Source organism: Collinsella sp. OM06-18AC (assembly GCF_003438785.1).
Classification (GTDB): Bacteria; Actinomycetota; Coriobacteriia; order Coriobacteriales; family Coriobacteriaceae; genus Collinsella.
In genome coordinates, this window is the sequence record NZ_QSTX01000001.1 from 315,413 (window position 1) to 337,040 (window position 21,628).

The following is a 21,628-nucleotide window of genomic DNA, read 5'->3' on the forward strand; positions in this document are numbered from 1 at the left end:
AGTTATGGCAGGCCTGTTCAACATCCTTAAGGTCACCGTCAGCGAGGACAAGATCTGCGCACACGTGCTGGTGAACCCCGGCATGCCGCTCATGACCTCGGAGGATATCGAGGCCACGGCGCGCGTGTACTACCTGGTGCCGGCGATTGCCAAGCACCTGTGCCTGGGCGATTCCGGCCGCGAGTTCCAGGACTGCATGGGTCAGACCGAGCTCTGCCACCTGCTGGAGCACGTGACGGTCGAGCTTATGAACGAGACCGGTCTTGCCGGTAGCATCTCGTGCGGCCGCACGCGCGTAAGTGAGCATGACGAGCGTGTCTTTGAGGTTGAGCTTTCGTGCCCCGACGACGCACTGGCCATCGGTGCGCTGTCGTCGGCCACCTTTATGATGGACTGGGCGTACCTGCACGCCGACCAGCCTGCCCCCGACGTGGAAGGCACGGTCGCGGGCCTGCGTAACCTGGTGCTGGGCATGCGCGCCGAGGCCGAGGGCAAGGATCCTCACGAGGCCGTCGCTGCTGCGAACGGCGAAGATGCTGCCGAGGACGAGGGCGCTGACGAGGGCGATGTGCCGGTCGACGCCGAGCCCGTTGCCGATGCGACCGCCGAGCCCGTTCCCACCGAGCCCCAGGGCGTCCCCAACTTTGACGACGAGCCCCAGGTGGCGATTGATACCGAGGGCGCGGTTGCCGAGAACCACGAGGCCTCCGCTGCCGTCTTTGGCGGTGCGGCGACGGTTCCGGCAGGACCTGCGCATGAGGGCGGCCTGCCGCTCGTGGACGGCGCCGGCGAGGACCCGGGTGCCACGGTGGCCATGCCGGCTATGCCTCAGGAGTAGGCCTACGCGTTTATCACCATCACGTACCTGCGCCTTTGCCGTACGCAGATGAGCGGAGCGGCAAGTGATGCGCTGCGGGTATAATGGACAGCATTCAAACGGTGGGCACCGACGTGCCCGCAGGAGAGGAATGATCATGGGTAAGACTTTCAGCTTTGTCTCCGGCGCACTTTTTGGTGCTGCTGCCGGCGCTATTATCGGTGTTGCTCTGGCCCCGCGCTCGGGCGCCGAGACCCGCGCCATGGCTGCCGATATCGCCAACGACGCCTGGGACAATATGCGCGACACCTACGAGCACAGCGCCGAGGAGGCCCGTGCCGCGGTGAATGACTTTGGCCCGATGGTCGACGCCAAGACCGACGACCTGCGCGCCAAGGTCGACCTGGCCCGCGAGCGCATGGACCAGCTGCGCGAGCAGCTCAACGACGCCATTTCGGGCGGCAACGTGACGCCTGCCGCCGACGTCGTGGTCGAGAACGCCGTCGAGGCTGATACCGAGGCTGCGGAGCCCTCGACCGAGGCATAATGCGCGCCGGGGATTTTGTCGGCGCCAAGATCTATCGCAAGCCTACCGAGGACAAGCGCACCAAAAAGGACGGCACGCCGCGCAGCCCTAAAAAGCTCGGAAAGATTCACTTTCCGGTCTTTACCCCGGGCGGTACGCGCGTGGTCGGCTTTATGGTCCGCCAGTCCGATATCGCGGGCATGATCGAGCGTCCCGACCGATTCGTGGCGCTCGACGCCATTGGTGTCTACGAGGGCGCCATTGCGGTCGATGACGTCAAGGACACGTACGATGCCGCCGCCGCCAAGCGCCTTGACATCAACCTGGACGATTGCATCATCTGGGTCGGTATGGACGTGCGCACGGAATCGGGCGACGTCGTGGGCTATTGCTCGGACGTTGAGTTCAAGCCACGCTCGGGCATCGTGCAGGCATTCTATGTGACCGCCGGTGCTGCTTCGAGTGTTTTGGTTGGTGACACGCAGGTGCCGCCGACGATGCTGCGCGGCTACGAGAACGGCGCGATGATTGTCTCGGACGAGGTCAAGTCGCTCGGGTATTCGGGTGGTGCGGCTGCCAAGGCCGCCGAGGCCAGCGTCGTGGTGGGCGACAAGGTCAAAAAGGGCGCCAAGGTGCTCGACGACAAGGGATCGGTCGCCGTGGACAAAGGCAGTCGCGCACTGGGCAAGCAGCTCGGCAAGACGCGCGGCATGTTCAAGGCCTTTAAGGACGAATACCAAAAGGCGAGCGGAGGCTCGTCAAAAGCTACAAAATAGCGACGTACCAAATGATGGGAGGCAAGCCGGAGACCTGTTGCTCCGGCTTGCTGTGTTTATGGGGGAGGGCACATGCGCCAAAACGGATCCAACTTAAACGGGCGTTCGGGTGCGCGTCCGACGGCGCGCCGCGACCTGGGGCAGCTGCCCAGCGGTCAGCGCCGTCGCCGCCGTAAGCCCGGCGCGATGTACCTCAACCATAGCCGCGGGTTTAGCGATCGCAGTGCGCGCATCGGCAACGGGCGCTCGCCGCGCCGACCGTCCCGTCTGCCCTATGCGCTCATCGCCGTGGGTTGCGCGCTCGTGCTGTTTATCGCTGCCGTCGTGGGCTACGTCAACCGCAGCGTGGACGTGGAACTCAACGGGCAAAAGACCGCGGTGCGCGTGGGCTCTACGTTGCAGAGTCTTATCGACGACCAGGAGTTGACTGACGCCTACGACGCAGGCGACCTGCTGGCCGTCGATGACAGCGTGCTCAAGCGCCATGGCGGCGAAAAGCTGTCGGTTAAGGTGGACGGCAAGCGCATAAAACAGGGCAAATGGGATAGCCGCGAACTTGAGGGTGGCGAGAAGGTGACGGTCAAGGATGGCCGTAACACCTACGAGAAGCACGAGATTCAGGCTACGGTTATCGAGCCCAAGCTCAAGGTCGAGGGCACGGGCGCTATCGAGTATGTGCAGACGTGGGGTGTCCAGGGCCGCTCCGAGGTGTGGGTTGGTGAGCAGTCGGGCAAGACGCAGGACCGCGGCGAGGTTGTGCCCGCCACCGATTGCGTCGTTGCGTGCGCCAGCGTGGCGCCCAAGGGCAACGAAAAGTACGTGGCGCTGACGTTTGACGAGGGTCCGAGCGGTGCGACCAAGCAGATTTTGCAGGTACTCAAGGAAAAGGGCGTCACCGCGACGTTCTTCCTGTCGGGCGATGCGGCCGAGGCCTCGCCTGCCACGGCCAAGGCGATTGTCGATGCCGGGTGCGAAATCGGATCCAACAGCTACAGCGACGATTCGCTCAAGGGTCAGGACCGTGAGGCGGTACGCGAGCAGATCACGAAAGGCACCGATGCGATTAAGTCGGCAACCGGCGTGAAGACGATGCTGCTGCGCGCTCCCTACGCTGCCTTTGACGAGCAAAACTGGATTGATGCGATGGACCTGGTCTCCGCCGTGGTCTCGTGGAATATCGACTCGGGCGACTGGCTGCTCAACGGTGCCGACGAGCAGGTCTCGACGGTGCTCGATTCGGTGACGCCCGGCAATATCGTGCTGCTCACCGATAGAGACGAATGCGCCGAGCAGACGCTCGAGGCGCTGCCGCAGATTATCGATGGCCTTGTCGCCGACGGCTACAAGATCGTGACGCTCAGCGACCTGGTTAAGACGGACACGGCATTGAGCAAAAAGCTCACCTCGCTCACCAAGGTTTCCATGCCCAAAAACGCTGTGTTCCCCCAACTTGCCGAGGACGATGACACCACAGAGTAGCCATTGGGTAGTCGTTTAAGAACGTCCCCAATGGCTATGTCACGGATACGTCAGCGTTTGGTATGCCTGCAATGTGCAGCGCATAAATTTGATGCCGCAGGGCGATGCTGATGCTATAGTTACTGCGGTTAATGAGGGTCAAGAGAAAGGTTACAGGTGAAATCCAAACCTCGACCATACAGTCGATGACCCCATGCAGGTGCTTTTTGCGCATGCACGGGGTGTAAGCGTCGAGCGGCGTGCCGCCCGCGCATGCGTATACATATCCAGAAGCCCCCGGACGCCGCACGCGCGGCCGCGTCCGGAGGAATAATGATGGGGAGCACCATTGAATTATCTGAGTGAGATGCTCAAATTGCCGGTCTTGGACGTCGACGGCGAAAAGCTCGGCGTGGTCAACGATTTTGGCATTGCAACCGGCGAAGTTTTTCCGCACGTGACGTCGCTCGCGTTCCGCGGCCCCGGCAAGACGCCGTTTATGATCAGCTGGCGCAAATGGGTCGACCGTATCGACGAGACGGGCGTGTATCTCAACACGTCTGCCACCAATATTCGCTTCTCGTACCTGCAGCCGACCGAGCTCCTGCTGGCGCGCGACGTGCTCAATAAGCAGATCGTCGACACGCAGGGCATGAAGGTCGTGCGCGTCAACGACATCAAGTTTTCCATGTCGGGCGAAAACCAGCTGCGCCTGTTGGGTGCCGAGGTCGGTGCCCGCGGTCTGCTGCGCGCGATCAGCCCCGCACTCGAGCACGTCGTCGAGGGCTTTATGAAGCACCTGGGCAAGCCGCTCAGCGAGGACATCATCGCTTGGTCCTACATGGACCTGCTCGACCGCTCGACTAAAAACATCCAACTCTCGGTGTCGCACAAGACGCTCGGCGAGCTGCACCCTGCCGACATCGCCGACATTATCGAGCAGCTCGACCCGCGCCTGCGTGCGCAGGTGTTTGCGCAGCTCGATACTGCCCAGGCCGCCGAGGCCATCTCGGAGTTCGATGACGACGAGCTTATGACCGAGATGCTCGAGGGCCTGTCCGACACCGACGCATCGTCGATGCTGGCCATGATGGACCCGGACGACGCTGCCGACCTGATCGACGAGCTTGATTACGAGAAGGCCGAGAAGCTCCTGCGCCTGATGGGCGTCAAGGAGGAGAAGGCGATTCGTAACCTGCTGGGGTATGAGGACAACACCGCCGGCCGCATTATGACCTCGGAGTTTGTCTCCCTGCCCGCTACGGCAACGGTCGGTGACGCCATCGAGGCGATTCGCGAGCTCGACGAGGACTTCGAGAGCGTCTATTACGTCTATACCGAGGATCCGAGTGGCATGCTGACCGGCGTGCTTTCGCTGCGCACGCTGATCGTAGCCGACCGCGACGCCACGCTGGGTCAGTTGGCCTATCGCGACCTGGTCTATGTGTCGCCCGACGAGGACCAGGAAGACGTGACGGACGAGATGACCAAGTACGACCTGGTCGCTATCCCCGTCTGCGACGAGAACCGCCACATCCTGGGCATCGTGACCTTCGACGACGCCATGGACGTTATCGCCGAGGAGCATCAGGAGGACCTGCAGATCGCCGGTGTCGGCTCGGGTGACAGCGCGTCCGACGACTCGACGAACGTGCTCAGCTGGTTCGTGCATCGCCAGTACTGGGTTGTTGTATGGGGCATCGCATCGTGCATCATGGCGACCGTGCTGGGAACGGCGCTCGGCTCCGCGCATCTGGTGGTGTTCCCCATGTGCGCCATGCCGCTCGTGCTGCTGGCGGCCTCGCGCATGGTGTCGTTCGTCAAGAACTACTTCCTGGAGTATGACGGTCACGACGACGAGCCCAAGCCGTATCTGGGGTTCTTCTTCCAGAGCACGGGCATGGGCCTGATTCTGTCGCTCGTGACCTACCTGTGCGCCCAGCTGGTGCGCACCGCTGCGTTCCCCGATGCGCCCATGTTTGAGGAGCAACTCTTTACCGGGTGCTTTAATATCGCTGCCATCATTTGCCTGGTTGGCAACATGAGTGCCGTGATTTACCTGATGGTGCTGTTCTGGCGTGACGAGCATGACCTCAACACGTCGGGCACCGCCATGAACGTCATTGCCGTCATGATCTCGTGTGTGGCGTATTGCATCGCCGCGGTGCTGCTCGCCATGTCGGTCATGGGTTAGGTGGTCGCGTGCAAAATACCAAGCAAAAGTCGGGCACCAAGCAAAAGCTGACCATCGCGGCCATCTTTGGCGCTATGGGTCCCGGTCTGCTGGCGGCGCTTTCGGGCAATGACGCCGGCGGCATTGCAACGTATTCCAGTGCGGGCGCCAGCTATGGCTACAAGATGCTCTGGATGCTTCCCGTCATGACTGTGCTGCTCATCGTGACGCAGGAGACCGCGGCGCGTTGCGGCTGCGTGACGGGCAAGGGCCTGGCATCGCTCATTCGCGAGCGCTTTGGCGTGCGCAAGAGTGTACTTGCTATGGCGGCGCTGTTGATCGCCAACACGGCTGTGACCATTTCGGAGTTTGCGGGCATCGCCAGCGGTCTTGCTCTCTTTGGCGTGCCGGCGAGCATCTCGGTGCCGTTGGTGGCGCTGCTGGTATGGATGCTTACCATGTCGGGTAGTTTCCAGCGCATCGAGAAGATTTTGCTGCTGGTAAGCTGCGTGTTCGTGACCTACATCGTCGCCGCGTTTATGGCCGGCCCCAACTGGGGCGAGGTCGCGGTCGACTTGGTCGTCCCCAATATCCAAAACGACCCCAGCTACGTGTCGCTCGTGGTCGCAACGATCGGTACCACCATCGCACCGTGGATGATCTTTTTGGCGCAGAACAACGTGGTCGATAAGAACGCGGGCGAGGACGACATCGTGCTGCAGCGTATTGATACCGTGAGCGGCTCGCTTGCTGCCGATGTCATTGCCGGCTTTATTATCATCACGACCGGTACGGTGTTGTTCCCGGCGGGTATTCAGATTAGCGATGCCGCCGATGCTGCCCGCGCGCTGGAGCCTATTGCGGGTCAGTGGTCCACGGTACTGTTTGCCTCGGGCTTGGTCGCGGCGAGCTTCTTGGCCGCCTGCGTGCTGCCGGGCGTTACGTCGAGCGCTATCTGCGAGGCATTTGGCTGGGAGCGCGGTGCCGACCGCAGCTGGGACGAGGCCCCGGTCTATCGCGGCATCATTACGGCCATCATCGGTATCTCTGCCGTGCTGGTGCTTATGCCCGGCGTCGATCTGTTCCAGATTATGATGACCTCGCAGGTCATCAATGGCGTGCTGCTGCCCGTGGTTCTGGTGTTCCAGGTAGTTATTGCCGCTGACCGTCACATTATGGGCACTAACCGCAACGGCCGCGTGTGGAATGTGCTCACTTGGGCGACTATCGGTGTGATTACGGTGCTGACGGTCGTCATGTTTGTTCTGCAGGCGATGGGCTACAGCGCTTAGCGTCTCTTTTGGACTCCAAACAGGCCGCTGCCATGGGTTGCGGCCTGTTTTTTGCCCGCTATAGGGCGTTAGTTATATGGCAGTGGACAAAAAATGCCAAATATGAGTACTGTTGCTAAGTGAATAGCATTTACATCCAAGAAGATAATGGACATAGCCGATAGTATGTTCATTAAAATTGGCTCCAATATGTCTTAAACCAGTCAGGTTGGCTGCTTTAGGGGGTTGTAGGGGTCGCTCGGACGTCATTTTGGGTGGTTTTGTCTGCTACTAAAATGGTAACAGTACTCATATTTGCCCCTTTTTGTCCACGACCCCTTGGAGCCGGCTCGAAAAGAGTGATTTTGGGTTGTTTGCTGCGGGTGTGGGCTTGGAAACAACGTTCGGGGTGGCGAGGCGCCCAGAATTTGGTCGCAAGGAGGGCGTTCCTCGGCTGTGTCAGGAGTGTCCCTGGGTGCCGGCACATAAGGAACGTCCCTAACTGTCGGAGGGGGGGTGCCTGCCGTGGCAGGTACCCCCCCCGGATGTGGGAAGTTTGCGCTGCAGGTTACTTGTCGGTGCCCAGCTTGTGCGGCTTGAGAGCGAGCGCATTGACGAGCGCGTCGGTGGCAGACTTGACGGCTGCCGGCTGCGGATCGTTGACGTGATCCTCGGGATGCACGGGCAGGTCCTTCTTGACTGCATCGTGGATCAAGTTGAGGTACTCAGTCACGCCAGTGGTCGATAGGTGCGTGCCATCGCCATCGAACAGGTCGTTGCGATTGGCACTGTATCCGTACCAGTCGATAACGCGCACGTTTTTGTAGCGCGTAGCGGCGTTGGCGATGGCCTGGTTGGTAGAACCAACCCATGGCTGCGGGCTGCGCGTGTTCACAAACACCACAATACGCTTATCTCCTGCATCGGCCATGATGGCGTCGATCTGGTCGTCGGTTACCAAGCCGTTGGTGCCCAGCGCAAAGACCACGATCTTGCCGGCAAGGTTCTGTTGGAGATAGCCCTCAAATGTCGCGCGGCCCGCATCAAACTGGCGGCCCTTTTCGGCATCGATGTGACTGTGGGGGAATACGCCGTCAAAGGAATCGACGGCGCGCAGCGACACGGAGTCACCGATCATCAGCAGGTCGTAGGAGCCATCGGGGAAGCCGTCGTTGTCCTTGTCGGTGTCGTCGGCTGCCTGTTGGTCCGTTGGCGCGGTGTTCTTGGCTTCCTTGTTGAGGACTTCGGCGCCCTCACCGCTCAGTGCGGAGGTCTCCGGCACAAAGATCAGGCCGCCCAGCGCGATAACAAGCACGATCCCGCAAGTGGCGCACACGGGAATATGCGCGCGCACCCAGTTGGCGGGGGTGGTGGTGCCGTCGCGGAACTCGGATACGGTGCGCCCAAAGGCGCCCTTTCTAAACGGCGTCTCGATAAAGCGATATGAACATTCGGCTACGGCGACCACCAACAACACCTGCAAAATGTACTGCCACCACGGCGTATCGTTGATGTTGGCGACCGGGTTCATGAGCAACAGTAGCGGATAGTGCCACAGGTAGATGCTGTACGAGCGCTTGCCAACCCACACGAGCGGCTCGGCGGACAGTGCGCGGGCAACCATTCCCTGGGGCTGCACGCAGGCCGCGATGACCATGAGCGTGAGGATGGAGCATAGCAGCGTGCCGCCGCGATACTGGAACGCGGTGTAGCCGTTGGTGAGCGCGACCATGGCGGCAAGGCCAACCAGACCCACGACGCCCAACACATCGATGGATGCGGGCGAGGACCAAAAGCGCACGAGGGCGCTCGGCTGTGCCGGGACGGTCTCGGCTGCGTTGTCGGCCTTCTCGCCAGGCTTGCCCTCGGCGTTCTTGCCGTGCTTGGCGGCGCCAGCCAGGCGATTGAGCCCCAAACGATGAGCGAGACGCACCGGCGCCAGGTCGCGATCGGGGATAAAGGCCATCCAGGCGCCCAGCAGCAGCGAGAAGACGCGGGTGTCGGTGCCGTAGTACACGCGGCTGGGGTCGGCGGCGGGGTTATAGAGCACCATCATGGCGATGGCGGAGACAGCAGCCAGTCCCAGAACCATGCGGCGCGTGTTGGGCTTGCTCATGTGCATGGATACCATAGCGAGCAGCAGCGGGGGCCAAACCAGGTAGAACTGTTCCTCGATGGCGAGCGACCAAAAGTGCGTAAGCGGCGAGGGATCGCCCAGGGCATTGAAGTACGAGACGTTTTGGGCAATCTGCCACCAGTTGTTGAAGAACAGCAGCGACGGCAGGATGTCAGGGCGCATCTTGGTGAGCATCACGTGGTTAAAGATGGTGCACAGCGCGCAGGTCACGAACACTACCGTTACCACGGCGGGGACCAGGCGACGGATGCGGCGAATCCAGAAGCTCTTAAGGTCGATACGGCCGGTCTTAGCGACTTCGTTGAGCAGCAAGCGCGTGATCAGATAGCCCGAAAGCACAAAGAAGATCGTGACGCCAAGCAGGCCGCCCTGAGCCCACGTGAGGTTGAGGTGATAGAGCACCACCGCGACGACGGCAAGCGTGCGCAGACCGTCGAGCGCAGGGATGTAGCGGGACTTGGGGCGAGCAGGCGTCTGCTCCGCGGCGGGAGTGTTGGCGCGGCCCGCGTTGTTGGCAGAAGCGCGATGGGGGCTCGCGGTGCGTCGCGGCTCGTTGGCACGGCGCTCGCCCTTCACGCGTTCGTGCGGCGCCGGCTCGTTGCCCGTGCGGCGTCGACCGCGCGAGCCCGATTGCGAGAATTGTTCCATAAAACATCATCCAATGACGAGAATAATCAGCACGTATTCATTGTAGCTGCCTGCCCCTGTGAATGCTTGCTGCTGGCGCAAGCTCAAGCGCGCGTCCACATCAAAGTGGACTAAAGTTATAGGGGGTGCGAGAGTGCACAATCGTTGGTCGACGGTGGGCGCAAAGCCTGAAGACGAGGAGGTTTCCATGGCGGATCACAGCATCGTTGCGGTGTTCGGCAGCATGAACATGGACCTTTCGGTGGCGTGCGAGCGCATGCCGCGCGCGGGCGAGACCGTCGGTGGCAGCGGTTTTATCACCAACGCCGGCGGTAAGGGAGCCAATCAGGCCGTTGCCGCTGCGCGCATGGGTGCGCGCACGTGCATGATTGGCGCTGTTGGGCGCGATACCTTTGGCGATGCGCTTGTGGCAGGGCTCCAGGATGCCGGCGTGGGCGTTGAGTTTGTGGCGCGTCGCGATGACGTGGAGACCGGTACCGCGACTATCATTCGCTGTGAGAGCGACAACCGCATCGTGCTGTCGCCGGGCGCCAACCATGCGCTTGCGGGCGAGGACGTTGCCCGCGCACTGAGGCGCTTGGTGGCCGACGAGCTCGACGGCGATGCCAGCGAGATTGCCCCGGCTGCCGGAAGCGTCTTTATTGCCCAGGGCGAATGTGACCTTGCAGCAACGGCCGCGGCGCTTTCTTGCGCTCACGAGCTGGGGTTCTATACGATCTTTAACCCGGCGCCCGCCTGCGACCTGCCGGCAGGAGCGTGGCCTGCGGTCGACCTGGTCTGCCCCAACGAGACCGAGTGCCAGGTGCTGACGGGCATTCTGCCCACAGATGATGCGAGCTGCGTCGCCGCGCTCAATGCGCTGCTCGATAAGGGCGCCGGGGCTGCGGTCATCACGCTGGGCGGCGCCGGCTCGGTTACGCTCGGCGATGGCGGTGAGCCGCTGCGCATGCCGGCGCTTTCGAGCGTGGTGGTCGATACGACGGCCGCGGGCGATACATTTATTGGCGCGCTTGCTGCAGCTCGTCTGGAGGGCCTGCCGCTCTTTGAGTGCATGGCGGCGGGCGCTCGCGCCTCGGCGGTGACGGTGTCGCGCCTGGGCGCTCAGCAATCAATTCCCACGCGTACGGAAGTCGAGCACAAGTTTGGTTTAGACGGTTTGGATGTAGACGGAGAAGCGGAGTAGAACAATGGCAACCAAGAAGCTGATCCTTGATCTGGATATGGGTGTGGATGATGCGATGGCGCTCGCCTATGCCATCGCAAGCCCCGAGGTGGAGCTCGTCGGCATCACCACGTGCTTTGGTAACGTGCGCGTCGAGCAGTCGGCGCACAACTGCTTGGCGGTGCTCGACCTGTTGGGTCGTCCCGAGGTGCCGGTGTACCTGGGCGCCGATCGTCCCATGAAGGCGACCGAACCCTACACGCCGCCGGCGTCCACCACGCTTATCCACGGCAAGAACGGTATTGGCGGCGCAAGCGTGCCCGCCTCGCCGTACGAGCCAGTGGGCGCGACGTCGGCCGATGGCAATGCGGCGGTCGATTACCTGATTGATGCCGCGCGTACCTATGGTCCCGATCTGGTCTACGTTGCGACCGGCCCGCTCACCAATCTGGCGCTTGCCCTGGAGCGCGATGCGGCGGCGATGATGTCCATCGGCCGCGTGGTCGTGATGGGCGGTGCGCTTACCGTGCCCGGCAACGTGAGCGCGGGCGCCGAGGCCAACATGGCGGGCGACCCCGAGGCTGCCGACGCCGTGTTGCGCTCGGGCCGCAAGCTCACCATGGTGGGCCTGGATGTGACGCACCGCGTGGTGCTCACGCGTCGCGACGTTGCCGGCTGGACGGGCTCGGGCACTATGGCTGGCTGCGCGTTTGCGAGCATGGTCGAGCACTATATCGGTTCGTACGAAATGAACGCGCCCTACCTGGGCGGCTGCGCGCTGCACGATCCGCTGGCGGTTGCCGTGGCGATTGATCCCACGCTCGTGGGTGCGCTCGGCTGCAATCTTCGTGTCGACCTGCTGGGCGAGTACCGCGGCCGCACTATCTGTGACGAGCACCGTCTGTCCGATCCGGATAAGAGCGCGCTCGTGGCGCTCACCGTGGACGCCCCACGTTTCCTCGTGGAGTTTAAGGCACGCATGGCTCGCATCCTTGGCTAAACGGTTTCTGTGCCCCGTTCCAGATTAGCTACCGAGTAAATACGCCCGTTGGGGGAATAGTCGCGTCGCTTCGCTTGACAACAGGCTAAACTATCTATTAAACATTTACTATTCTGTTTAGATTGAATTTGCGGTCGTTTAGTTGTCGAGTCACGGGGCGGTCAGGCCACGATGCTCGACAGCGGCCGTTGCTAGGGGGAACAATGGCCAAAGCAAGTGTTCGCGAGATCAGCCGCATCACCGGTTTTTCGCCTGCGACCGTGTCCAACGCGCTCAACCGCAAGCGCAGCGTGAGCGAGGAGACCGCCAAAGTCATCCTGGAGTGCGCGCAGTCGCTCGGCTATCAGCAGTCGACGCAGCTCGAGAGCATCCAGTTTGTGCTCGCGCGCAAGACGGGCGCCATCCTGGACGAGAGCACCTTCCACCCCGCGGTCATCGAGGGCGTGGAGCGCCAGGCGCGTCGCCACGGCATGAGCACGAGCTTTGTCTCGCTCGACTTTAGCGACCTAGACGCCGTGCGTCCGCAGGTCGAGGGCCTGATCGCCGACCCGTCTGCCGCCATCGTGCTGATGGGCACCGAGCTGGGTGAGGAAGATTACGCCCTGTTCGCCAACGCTGCCGCCCACCTGATTGTGCTCGATGGCTGGAGCGATCGTCAATACTTTGATGCCGTGGTCATTGCCAACACCGATTCGGTGCTGCGTGCCGTGGACTACCTTATCGAGAAAGGCCACAAGCAAATCGGCTATCTGGCAGGCGACCTTCGCATCCGCAACTTTAAGGATCGCGAGCGCGGCTATCGCCAGGCGCTTGAGGATGCGGACCTCGAGGCAAACCCGGCATGGCGCGTCACGCTGGGCACCACGCTCGAAGGTGCCTATCGCGATATGGGTGCATGGCTCGACAGCGTCTCACGCGACGACCTGCCGACGGCTTTCTTTGCCGAGAACGACGTGCTCGCCGTGGGTGCCATGCGCGCGCTCAACGAGCACGGCATTCGCGTGCCCGAGGATGTCTCGATCATCGGCTTTGACGACCTATCGTTGGGCGCTTTCTCCAACCCGCCGCTCACCACGGTTCACGTTCCCAAGCACGAGGTGGGCGAGATCGCGGTGCGCCGCCTGGTGGGCAACATCCGCAATCCCAAGAGCTACACCTGCAAAACGGCCGTGTCGACCTATTTTGTCGAGCGCCAGAGCGTGCGCGAAATCTAGGCAGAGACGGCATCGCCTGCAGCGTGCCAAAGCTCGCTAGGGCAGTAAACATAGCGCTATTCAAAAGAGGGTCCTTCGGGGCCCTCTTTTTGTTGCCCTTGTATGTTCAGATTGTTTACATACCGTTTAGGCTGATTTCTCTACCGTTTACGAGACTTTCGCGCTAAACTTTTAAATAAAAGAGTAAAACATTTAGTAAACAGAACAAAACGAAACATGCGTCTGTTTACTGAACATGTGACTAGGGGAGGACGTACATGGACAAGATCAAGCTCGGCTTTGTGCCCACGCGCCGCAGTATCTTTAGCGCGCCGGACGCGATCAAGTATCGCGGTCTGACGGCTGATCGCCTGCGCGAGATCGGCGTCGAGATTGTGGATATCGACGACATCAACGACGAGGGCCTGCTGTTCGACGACAGCCATATCGCGCCTATCGTCGAGAAGTTCCGCGCCGAGGGCGTCGACGGCATCATGCTGTGCCACGCCAATTTTGGTACCGAGTACGTTTGTGCCCGCCTTGCCCGCGAGCTCGGCCTGCCCGTGCTGCTGTGGGGTCCGCGCGACGAGCGCCCCGAGCCCGATGGCACCCGTCTGCGCGATAGCCAGTGCGGCCTGTTCGCCACCGGCAAGGTCCTGCGTCGCTTCCAGGTTCCCTTCACCTACATGACCAACTGCCGTCTGACCGATCCCGAGTTCGAGCGCGGTGTCTGGGACTTTTTGGCCGTGTGCAACGTGGTCAAGACTTTCAAGCACACCCGCATCCTGCAGATGGCCACTCGCCCGTTCGACTTCTGGTCCACCATGTGCAACGAGGGCGAGCTGCTCGAGAAGTTCAACATCCAGCTTTCGCCCATCCCCATGACCGAGCTTGTCCAGGCTGTGCGCGACGCCCAGGCCGACGAGCAGGCCATGGCAGCCATGCTCGCCCACATTGCCGACAGCTTTGAGATCTGCATCCCCGAGGATAAGGTCCCCGCTGTGGCCGGTCTTGCCATTGCCATGAAGCGCTTGGTCGAGAAGTACGGCTGCAACGCCGGTGCCATCCAGTGCTGGAACGCCCTGCAGGACGAGCTGGGCATTATGCCCTGCGCCGCCAACGCCATCCTCAACGAGATGGGTATCCCCATCGTATGCGAGACCGATATCCACGGCGCCATCACTGCGCTGATGGTCGAGGCCGCCGACCTGGGCCGTCACCGCGGCATGTTCGCTGACTGGACCGTGCGCCATCCCGATAACGAGAACGGCGAGCTGTTGCAGCACTGCGGCCCCTGGCCCTGCAGCTGCGCGGCCGTCAAGCCCAAGCTCACCTACCCGCTGGCCTTCGATCACCCCGGCGCGCTGACGGCCGAGGCCAAGCACGGCGACCTCACCCTTGCCCGCTTTGACGGCGACAACGGCGAGTACTCGCTGCTGCTGGGCAACGCCCGCGGCATCGACGGCCCGGCCGGCATGGGCACCTACCTGTGGGTCGAGGTCGACAACCTCAAGCGCCTCGAGGCCAAGATCGTCGAGGGCCCCTACATCCACCACTGCGTCGCCATTCACGCCAACGTGGTGCCGGTGCTCTACGAGGCGTGCAAGTACATCGGCATTGTCCCCGACCTGTACGACCCCATCGAAGAAGACGTCAAAGCTTACCTGCGAGGAGAGTAGAAATGGCAACTATCGAAGAGCTTGAATCCCTGCGTTGGGACCTTCGCCGCGATTGCGTCGATATCATCATGGCTGGCGCTGGCGGGCACATCGGCGGCGACATGTCGGTCATCGATGCGCTGATGACCCTCTACGCCAACCACCTCAACATTTCGCCCGAGACCGTCGACGATCCCAACCGCGATCGCTTCGTGCTCTCCAAGGGCCACGCCATGGAGGCCTACTACGCGGTGCTCTGCCACGAGGGCTATCTTGACCTCGACGACGTCAAGGCCCGTTTCTCCAAGTTCGGCAGCCCCTACATCGGCCACCCCAACAACAAGCTCAAGGGCATCGAGATGAACTCGGGCTCGTTGGGTCACGGCCTGCCCGTGGCCGTCGGCATGGCGCTTGCCGGTAAGATGGACGGCCGCGGCTACCGCGTCTACACCATCATGGGCGACGGCGAGCTTGCCGAGGGCTCGGTCTGGGAGGGCGCCATGAGCGGCGGCAACTACCAGATCGATAACCTGTGCGCGCTCGTGGACCGCAACCGCCTGCAGATCAGCGGCAGCACCGAGGACGTCATGAAGCAGGACTCGCAGGAGGAGCGCTGGGCCGCCTTCGGTTGGAACGTGCTGTCCATTCCGGGCAACGACGTCCAGGCCATCGACGCCGCGCTGACGCTGGCCGCCGAGACCAAGGGTAAGCCCACGGTCATCATCCTCAACACGGTGAAGGGCTACGGCTCGCCGGTTATGGAGGACAAGGCCGCCTGGCATCATCACCTGCCCAACGATGAGGAATATGCCCAGATCATCGCCGATTTCGCTGCCCATAAGGAGGCTATCAATGGCTAACAAGATCGCCAACCGCAAGGCTATCTGCGACACGCTGCTCGAGGCCGCCGCAACCGATAAAGACATCGTCGTCCTGTGCTCCGACTCCCGCGGCTCCGCATCGCTCACGCCGTTCTTCGATCAGTATCCCCAGCAGTCCATTGAGGTCGGCATCGCCGAGCAGGACCTGGTGAGTATCGCCGCCGGTATGGCCTCGTGCGGCAAGAAGGCCTGGGCCGCCTCGCCGGCGTCCTTTGTGACCACGCGCTCGTATGAGCAGTGCAAGGTCGACGTTTCGTACTCCAACACCAACGTCAAGCTCATCGGCATCTCGGGCGGCGTGTCCTACGGCGCCTTAGGCATGAGCCATCACTCCGCGCAGGATATCGCCGCCATGAGCGCGATTCCCAACATGCGCGTGTATCTGCCGAGCGATCGATTCCAGACCGCCGAGCTCGTGCGTGCCCTGGTCGCCGACAACAAGCCGGCCTACATCCGCGTGGGCCGCAACCCGGTGGAGGACGTGTACACCGAGGACGAGTGCCCGTTCCAGATGGATCGCGCCACCTGGGTGCGTCGCGGCGCCGATGTGACGATTGTCGCCACCGGCGAGATGGTCCGCCATGCCGTGGACGCCGCCGATCTGCTGGCCGAGCAGGGCATCTCGGCAACGGTGCTCGATATGTACTGCGTCAAGCCGCTCGATGCCGAGGCTGTGATCGAGGCCGCCGGTGCCACGCGCGCCGTCGTGACCGTCGAGGAGCACAGCCCCTTCGGCGGCCTGGGCTCCATGGTCGCGCAGGTCGTGGGCGAGCATTGCCCGCGTCCGGTCAAGTGCCTGAGCCTGCCCGATGCGCCGGTCATCACCGGCACGAGCCCCGAGGTCTTTGCGCACTACGGCCTGACGGGCGAGGGAATCGCCAAGACGGTCGCCGAGTTCCTGCCCGCAGAGTAACTGGAATGTGACAAAGGGACAGTCCCTTTGTCACATTCGTTTTGAAAGGGGTGGCCATGGGCCGCTACATCATCGGAATCGATCAATCCACGCAGGGCACCAAGGCGCTGCTGGTGGACGAGGGCGGCCATTTGATTCATCGTGCCGATCGCTCGCATCGCCAGATTGTCAACGAGGCCGGCTGGGTGAGCCATGATCCAGCCGAGATCGCCGCCAACGTGCTGGCCGTGGCGCGCGCCGTGGTGGAGGAGACCGGGGTCGATCCGGCCGACGTCGCCGGCATCGGCATCTCCAACCAGCGCGAGACTACCGTTGCCTGGAGGCGCACGACGGGCGAGCCGCTGTGCGACGCCGTGGTGTGGCAGTGCGCCCGCGCCCGCGAGCTGTGCGACGAGCTGGCCGCGCGCGAGGGCGTGGCCGAGCTGGTGCGCGACACGACGGGTCTAGTGCTCTCGCCCTACTACCCGGCGGGCAAGATGGCCTGGATCCTCGCGAACGTTCCCGCGGCTGCCGAGGCCGCTGCAGCGGGCGAGCTGTGCCTGGGCACCATCGATGCCTGGGTGGTCTGGACGCTCACGGGCGGCGCGGAGTTCCGCTGCGACTGGTCCAACGCCAGCCGCACGCAACTCTTTGACCTGCGCCGTGGCTGCTGGAGCGAGCCGGTGTGCGAGGCCTTTGGCGTTGACGTGGCCTGCCTGCCACAGGTGACCGATTCCGATGGCCTGTTTGGCATGACGGACCTGGGCGGCTTTTTGCCGGCACCCGTGCCCATTCACGGCGTGCTCGGCGACAGCCATGCCGCCTTGTTTGCCCAGGGCTGCCATAGCCGCGGCATGGCCAAGGCGACCTATGGCACCGGCAGCTCGGTCATGATGAACGTCGGCGACGAGTTTGTCGCCAGCTCGCACGGGCTTTCGAGCTCGCTTGCGTGGCGTATGGACGGTGTGACCGAGTATGTTCTCGAGGGCAACGTGAGCTACGCCGGCGCCGTCAAGACGTGGCTGCGCGACGACCTGGAGCTCATCAACAATCCCGAGGAAGTCACCGACCTGTGCTACGCCGCCAATCCGGCGAGCCGCGTCTACTTTGTGCCGGCGTTCACTGGCCTGGGCGCGCCGCACTGGGCGAGCGATGCCGAGGGCTGCGTCTTTGGCATGACGCGCACCACGGGCCGTGCGGAGTTCGTAAAGGCCGCCGACGAGTCGATCGCCTATCAGATCTTCGACGTGATCGATGCGATGGTCGAGGATTCGGGCGCGGCACTGGCCGAGCTTCGTGTTGACGGCGGTCCCACGCGCGACGCGTACCTGATGCAGTTTGAGAGCGACCTGGTCGGCTCGCCCATCCGCATTGCGAGCAACGACGAGATGAGCGGTCTGGGTGCGGCTTGGGCCTGCGGCATTGCGCTGGGCATGTACACGCGCGATGTCGTTGACGTCTACGGCGCCCGCGGCATCGTGGAGCCTGCCATGCCTGCCGACGAGCGAGCCAAAAAGATCGCCGGCTGGCGTCACGCCGTCGACGCGACCATCGCCTACACTGCCTAGGCGGCTGCGCGGCGCCCGCAGGCTATTCCCGGGTAGCTCATTTGGGACGGGGCTTTTTTGACTGGTATGATTGGTGCGATCATTCGAACCAGCTAAAAGAGCCCCGTCCTAAATTGACTACCGAGAGGAACTGCCATGGAGCGTATCGCGAGTTTTTCCGTTGACCATCTGCTGCTCGAGCCCGGCGTGTATGTGAGCCGCATCGACCGCGATCCGGCGACCGGCGCCGCCGTCACCACCTTTGATCTGCGCCTGACCACGCCCAACAAGGAGCCGGTCATGAACACGGCCGAGTGCCACACCATCGAGCACCTGGGCGCGACGTTCCTTCGCAACCATGCCGAGTGGTCGAGCCGCATTGTCTACTTTGGTCCCATGGGCTGCCGCACGGGCTTTTACCTCGTCGTGTTTGGCGAGGTGACGAGCGAGGAGATCCTGCCGCTCGTGCGTGAGCTGTTCGAGTTTGTCGCCGGCTTTGAGGGCGATGTCCCCGGTGCCGCTCCCGAGGAGTGCGGTAACTATCTGGACCAGAACCTCCCCATGGCAAACTGGCTCGCGCGCCGCTATCTCGACCGCGACCTGGCCAATATCGACGAGAAGCACCTGCACTACCAGCAGGCGTAAGGGCTTTATCGCCCAAAGCGCGCGCATTGGGCGCCTTCGCTTATGCGGGGGCGCCTTTTTGTTGAGTGGTCGGGACGAGCGTTCAAAATCGCTCATGTTTGTTCTAGAATGTTCGTATAGTCACATTTACGAACAGGAGCGAACATGCACATCTATTCTGTCAACGATCCCGAGTTCAAATCCTATGGCAACGTTTGGGATGACGTTCCGTCCGAGCTCACGTCGCTCGTGCTCGAGGCGCTCTCTGCCACGCCCATCCCCGAAGGCAGCAAGTACGTAGCAAGCGCGCCGGAGCTCGAGAGCGTCAAGGGTGCCGATAAACTGGGCTTTCTCATGTTTGGCGGCCGCCCCTTCCAGCTCGGCTGGTGCAACGGCCACAACACACAGCTCAACTGCCTGGAGTATCACCGCGCCAGCGAGTTTAACCTGGGCGCTCGCGACTTTATCCTGCTCGTGGCGCATCGCTGGGAGATCGAGGACGGCAAGCTCGACACCGCGTGCGTCAAGGCGTTCCGCGTGCCGGCGGGTACGGTCGTCGAAGTCTTCAACACCACGCTCCACTACACGCCCTGCATGGTCGACGACGGCGGCTTCCAGGTGATGGTGGCGCTGCCGGCGGGCACCAATGGCCCGCGCCCCGAGGCCGCAGCCGACATGCCTGCCGCCGGTGACAGCTACTGCTACTGGAAGGCCGACAAGTGGGTTCTCTGCCACGCAGATAGTCCCAAGGCTGCCGAGGGCGGCTACGTGGGCCTCGTCGGCAAGAACCTCGACATCGCCTGTGACTAGCATCTTCCGTCTCGATTTGTAACATCTAGCGGGCTAAATCGTCTCTACCTGTTACAGATTTAGACAAACTGCGGGGGGCTGCCCGAAAATCTCGATCTGTAACACCAAGCCCGGTTTTGGCTGCCTACCTGTTACAGATCGAGACAAACCGCCCCAAACCACCACAAAGGTGCCTGTCCCCTTTGTGGTGGTTTGGGGCGGCGGTATCAGAAAGTGTCAGGCAGGGGCGGCTGCCGGGCCGCCGTGTGCGAAAAGAAGTGTCGACCTGCGTCGTTGCCGTTGAGTAGCGCGCTGCTTACGGGGATACTGAAACCACGACAAACAGCGTGTGAAAGGATCGATGCATGGCTTTCCGTAAAGACTTCCTGTGGGGCGGCGCAACGGCTGCCAACCAGTGCGAGGGCGCTTACGACGTGGATGGCCGCGGCCTGGCCAACGTGGACGTGGCGCCGCACGGCCCTGAGCGCTATGCGGTGGTCTCCGGCCAGCGCAAGATGCTCGACTTCGAGGACGGCTATTACTACCCCGCGCAGACCGGCATCGATTTCTATCACCACTACAAGGAGGACATCGCCCTCTTTGCCGAGATGGGCTTTAAGACCTTCCGCATGAGCCTGGCCTGGACCCGCATCTTCCCCAACGGCGACGAGACTGAGCCCAACGAGGCCGGCCTGGCCTTCTACGAGGACGTGTTCCGCGAGTGTCAGGCGCACGGCATTGAGCCGCTCGTGACCATCACGCACTTCGACTGCCCGATTCACCTCATCAAGGAGTACGGCGGCTGGCGCAACCGCAAGCTCATCGACTTCTACAAGAACCTCGCGACCACGATCTTCACCCGCTACAAGGGCCTGGTAAAGTACTGGCTTACCTTCAACGAGATCAACATGATTCTGCACCTGCCGTTTATGGGTGCCGGTCTGGTCTTTGAGGAGGGCGAGAACAAGGAGGCCGTCGAGTACCTGGCCGCCCACAACGAGCTCGTCGCCAGCGCTTGGGCAACCAAGATCGCCCACGAGATCGACCCTGAGGTCAAGATCGGTTGCATGCTTGCCGCAGGTAGCTACTACCCCTACAGCTGCCGTCCGGGCGATGTGCGCCAGGCGCAGATTGACAACCAGAGCAACTATTTCTTCGTCGACGTTCAGAGCCGCGGCTACTACCCGGCCTATGCCGTCAAGAAGCTCGAACGTCTGGGCATCGATGTGGGCATGACGGACGAGGACCGCGAGATCCTGGCCGCCAACACCGTCGACTTCATCAGCTTTAGCTATTACAGCACCCGTTGCTCCGCCGGTGCCGATAACCCCGAGGTCGAGCGCACCCAGGGCAACGCCTTCGCCGGCGCCAAGAACCCCTACCTGCAGGAGAGCCAGTGGGGCTGGGCCATCGATCCGCTGGGCTTCCGCATCACCCTCAACGACCTGTACGACCGCTATCAGAAGCCGCTGTTTGTGGTCGAGAACGGTCTGGGCGCCAAGGATGTTGTCGAGGAGGATGGCTCCATCAACGACGACTACCGTATCGACTACCTGCGCCAGCATATCGCCGCGATGCGCGATGCGGTGACCGAGGACGGCGTTGACCTGCTGGGCTACACCACCTGGGGCCCGATCGACCTGGTGTCTGCCGGCACGGGCGAGATGTCCAAGCGCTACGGCTTTATCTATGTCGACCGCGATGATGCGGGCAACGGCACCCTCAAGCGTTCCAAGAAGAAGAGCTTTGACTGGTACAAGCACGTCATTGAAACGAATGGTGAGGATCTGTCCTAAGGAAGCCGAGACACTCAACTTCAGAGTTTCCTAACCAAAACGCCCGGCGAGCAGTTAATGCCCGCCGGGCGTTTTGTTAAAAGAAGTGAAAGCACTCATTGGGGACGTACTTAAATGAGTGCCCGCAGAATGAGAGTGGATAATCTCCCGTTTTTAGCCTGTTTGTGGGCTCAAAGTGGGAGATTATCCACTCTCGCCATTTGGGCGTCCAAAAATCCTCGCTCATTTTGTCTTAGTCATTGGGTGTTCCTATAGTTTTGTCAACCTTCGATGCTACTCC

Annotated in this window: 17 protein-coding genes; 16 read left to right on the forward strand and 1 reads right to left on the reverse strand. The window is 62.1% G+C overall.

Features of this window, described 5'->3' with window-relative positions; genetic code table 11:
• The first annotated feature begins 4 nt into the window (after positions 1-4).
• The 6 genes from DXB86_RS10075 to DXB86_RS01405 all read left to right on the forward strand — a co-directional run bounded on the left by DXB86_RS10075 (position 5) and on the right by DXB86_RS01405 (position 7,042).
• Positions 5-838, forward strand: coding sequence for a hypothetical protein (locus DXB86_RS10075; RefSeq protein WP_233504106.1), 834 nt, complete (start codon positions 5-7; stop codon positions 836-838).
• A 136-nt stretch (positions 839-974) separates the two neighbouring features.
• Positions 975-1,364, forward strand: a complete 390-nt coding sequence (locus DXB86_RS01385; protein ID WP_099432470.1) for a YtxH domain-containing protein — start codon at positions 975-977, stop codon at positions 1,362-1,364.
• A complete protein-coding gene (locus tag DXB86_RS01390) occupies positions 1,364-2,119 on the forward strand; it encodes a PRC-barrel domain containing protein (protein ID WP_117735883.1) in 756 nt (251 codons plus the stop codon). The genes DXB86_RS01385 and DXB86_RS01390 overlap by 1 nt, the downstream gene beginning before the upstream one ends.
• 72 nt (positions 2,120-2,191) lie before the next feature.
• Positions 2,192-3,598 (forward strand): polysaccharide deacetylase family protein, encoded by a 1,407-nt coding sequence (locus DXB86_RS01395; RefSeq protein WP_233504107.1) that lies wholly within the window; start codon positions 2,192-2,194, stop codon positions 3,596-3,598.
• A gap of 328 nt (positions 3,599-3,926) precedes the next feature.
• Positions 3,927-5,771, forward strand: a complete 1,845-nt coding sequence (locus tag DXB86_RS01400; RefSeq protein ID WP_117735884.1) for a magnesium transporter — start codon at positions 3,927-3,929, stop codon at positions 5,769-5,771.
• Between the two features lie 74 nt (positions 5,772-5,845).
• Entirely contained in the window at positions 5,846-7,042 is a 1,197-nt protein-coding gene (locus DXB86_RS01405) for an Nramp family divalent metal transporter (protein ID WP_117637211.1), read from the forward strand.
• Positions 7,043-7,589: 547 nt separating this feature from the next.
• Here DXB86_RS01405 and DXB86_RS01410 read toward each other — a convergent pair.
• Complete coding sequence (locus tag DXB86_RS01410) at positions 7,590-9,806, reverse strand: acyltransferase family protein (protein WP_117735885.1); 2,217 nt, start codon at positions 9,804-9,806, stop codon at positions 7,590-7,592.
• 187 nt (positions 9,807-9,993) lie between these two features.
• Between DXB86_RS01410 and DXB86_RS01415 the strand changes: the two genes are divergently transcribed.
• From DXB86_RS01415 to DXB86_RS01460, 10 genes are all read left to right on the forward strand, one after another.
• On the forward strand, positions 9,994-10,989 hold the full coding sequence (locus DXB86_RS01415) for a ribokinase (RefSeq protein WP_117735886.1): 996 nt from the start codon (positions 9,994-9,996) through the stop codon (positions 10,987-10,989).
• Positions 10,990-10,993: 4 nt separating this feature from the next.
• Positions 10,994-11,968 (forward strand): nucleoside hydrolase, encoded by a 975-nt coding sequence (locus tag DXB86_RS01420; RefSeq protein ID WP_117646436.1) that lies wholly within the window; start codon positions 10,994-10,996, stop codon positions 11,966-11,968.
• Positions 11,969-12,171: 203 nt separating this feature from the next.
• Positions 12,172-13,182 (forward strand): LacI family DNA-binding transcriptional regulator, encoded by a 1,011-nt coding sequence (locus DXB86_RS01425; protein ID WP_117646435.1) that lies wholly within the window; start codon positions 12,172-12,174, stop codon positions 13,180-13,182.
• 257 nt (positions 13,183-13,439) lie between these two features.
• Positions 13,440-14,840 carry an L-fucose/L-arabinose isomerase family protein gene (locus DXB86_RS01430; protein WP_117735887.1) on the forward strand — a complete coding sequence of 467 codons (1,401 nt, stop codon included), beginning with the start codon at positions 13,440-13,442 and terminating at the stop codon, positions 14,838-14,840.
• 2 nt (positions 14,841-14,842) lie between these two features.
• A complete protein-coding gene (locus DXB86_RS01435) occupies positions 14,843-15,679 on the forward strand; it encodes a transketolase (protein ID WP_199410957.1) in 837 nt (278 codons plus the stop codon).
• Positions 15,672-16,613 (forward strand): transketolase family protein, encoded by a 942-nt coding sequence (locus DXB86_RS01440; protein ID WP_117735888.1) that lies wholly within the window; start codon positions 15,672-15,674, stop codon positions 16,611-16,613. Before DXB86_RS01435 ends, DXB86_RS01440 begins: the two co-directional genes overlap by 8 nt.
• 56 nt (positions 16,614-16,669) lie before the next feature.
• On the forward strand, positions 16,670-18,160 hold the full coding sequence (locus DXB86_RS01445; RefSeq protein WP_117735889.1) for a glycerol kinase GlpK: 1,491 nt from the start codon (positions 16,670-16,672) through the stop codon (positions 18,158-18,160).
• Positions 18,161-18,295: 135 nt separating this feature from the next.
• Positions 18,296-18,784: an S-ribosylhomocysteine lyase gene (locus tag DXB86_RS01450; protein ID WP_117735890.1), complete on the forward strand. Its 489-nt coding sequence runs from the start codon at positions 18,296-18,298 to the stop codon at positions 18,782-18,784.
• Between the two features lie 144 nt (positions 18,785-18,928).
• Entirely contained in the window at positions 18,929-19,573 is a 645-nt protein-coding gene (locus DXB86_RS01455; protein ID WP_117735891.1) for a DUF4867 family protein, read from the forward strand.
• Positions 19,574-19,917: 344 nt separating this feature from the next.
• Positions 19,918-21,348, forward strand: a complete 1,431-nt coding sequence (locus tag DXB86_RS01460; RefSeq protein WP_117735892.1) for a 6-phospho-beta-glucosidase — start codon at positions 19,918-19,920, stop codon at positions 21,346-21,348.
• Positions 21,349-21,628: the final 280 nt, after the last annotated feature.

What these genes read in the sequence shown, in the direction of transcription:
- DXB86_RS10075 (WP_233504106.1), top strand. Translation starts at nt 5, where the DNA reads ATGGCAGGCCTGTTCAACATCCTTAAGGTCACCGTCAGCGAGGACAAG.
- DXB86_RS01440 (WP_117735888.1), top strand. Translation starts at nt 15,672, where the DNA reads ATGGCTAACAAGATCGCCAACCGCAAGGCTATCTGCGACACGCTGCTC.
- DXB86_RS01385 (WP_099432470.1), top strand. Translation starts at nt 975, where the DNA reads ATGGGTAAGACTTTCAGCTTTGTCTCCGGCGCACTTTTTGGTGCTGCT.
- DXB86_RS01395 (WP_233504107.1), top strand. Translation starts at nt 2,192, where the DNA reads ATGCGCCAAAACGGATCCAACTTAAACGGGCGTTCGGGTGCGCGTCCG.
- DXB86_RS01390 (WP_117735883.1), top strand. Translation starts at nt 1,364, where the DNA reads ATGCGCGCCGGGGATTTTGTCGGCGCCAAGATCTATCGCAAGCCTACC.
- DXB86_RS01445 (WP_117735889.1), top strand. Translation starts at nt 16,670, where the DNA reads ATGGGCCGCTACATCATCGGAATCGATCAATCCACGCAGGGCACCAAG.
- DXB86_RS01460 (WP_117735892.1), top strand. Translation starts at nt 19,918, where the DNA reads ATGGCTTTCCGTAAAGACTTCCTGTGGGGCGGCGCAACGGCTGCCAAC.
- DXB86_RS01430 (WP_117735887.1), top strand. Translation starts at nt 13,440, where the DNA reads ATGGACAAGATCAAGCTCGGCTTTGTGCCCACGCGCCGCAGTATCTTT.
- DXB86_RS01455 (WP_117735891.1), top strand. Translation starts at nt 18,929, where the DNA reads ATGCACATCTATTCTGTCAACGATCCCGAGTTCAAATCCTATGGCAAC.
- DXB86_RS01415 (WP_117735886.1), top strand. Translation starts at nt 9,994, where the DNA reads ATGGCGGATCACAGCATCGTTGCGGTGTTCGGCAGCATGAACATGGAC.
- DXB86_RS01425 (WP_117646435.1), top strand. Translation starts at nt 12,172, where the DNA reads ATGGCCAAAGCAAGTGTTCGCGAGATCAGCCGCATCACCGGTTTTTCG.
- DXB86_RS01450 (WP_117735890.1), top strand. Translation starts at nt 18,296, where the DNA reads ATGGAGCGTATCGCGAGTTTTTCCGTTGACCATCTGCTGCTCGAGCCC.
- DXB86_RS01420 (WP_117646436.1), top strand. Translation starts at nt 10,994, where the DNA reads ATGGCAACCAAGAAGCTGATCCTTGATCTGGATATGGGTGTGGATGAT.
- DXB86_RS01405 (WP_117637211.1), top strand. Translation starts at nt 5,846, where the DNA reads ATGGGTCCCGGTCTGCTGGCGGCGCTTTCGGGCAATGACGCCGGCGGC.
- DXB86_RS01435 (WP_199410957.1), top strand. Translation starts at nt 14,843, where the DNA reads ATGGCAACTATCGAAGAGCTTGAATCCCTGCGTTGGGACCTTCGCCGC.
- DXB86_RS01410 (WP_117735885.1), bottom strand. Translation starts at nt 9,806, where the DNA reads ATGGAACAATTCTCGCAATCGGGCTCGCGCGGTCGACGCCGCACGGGC.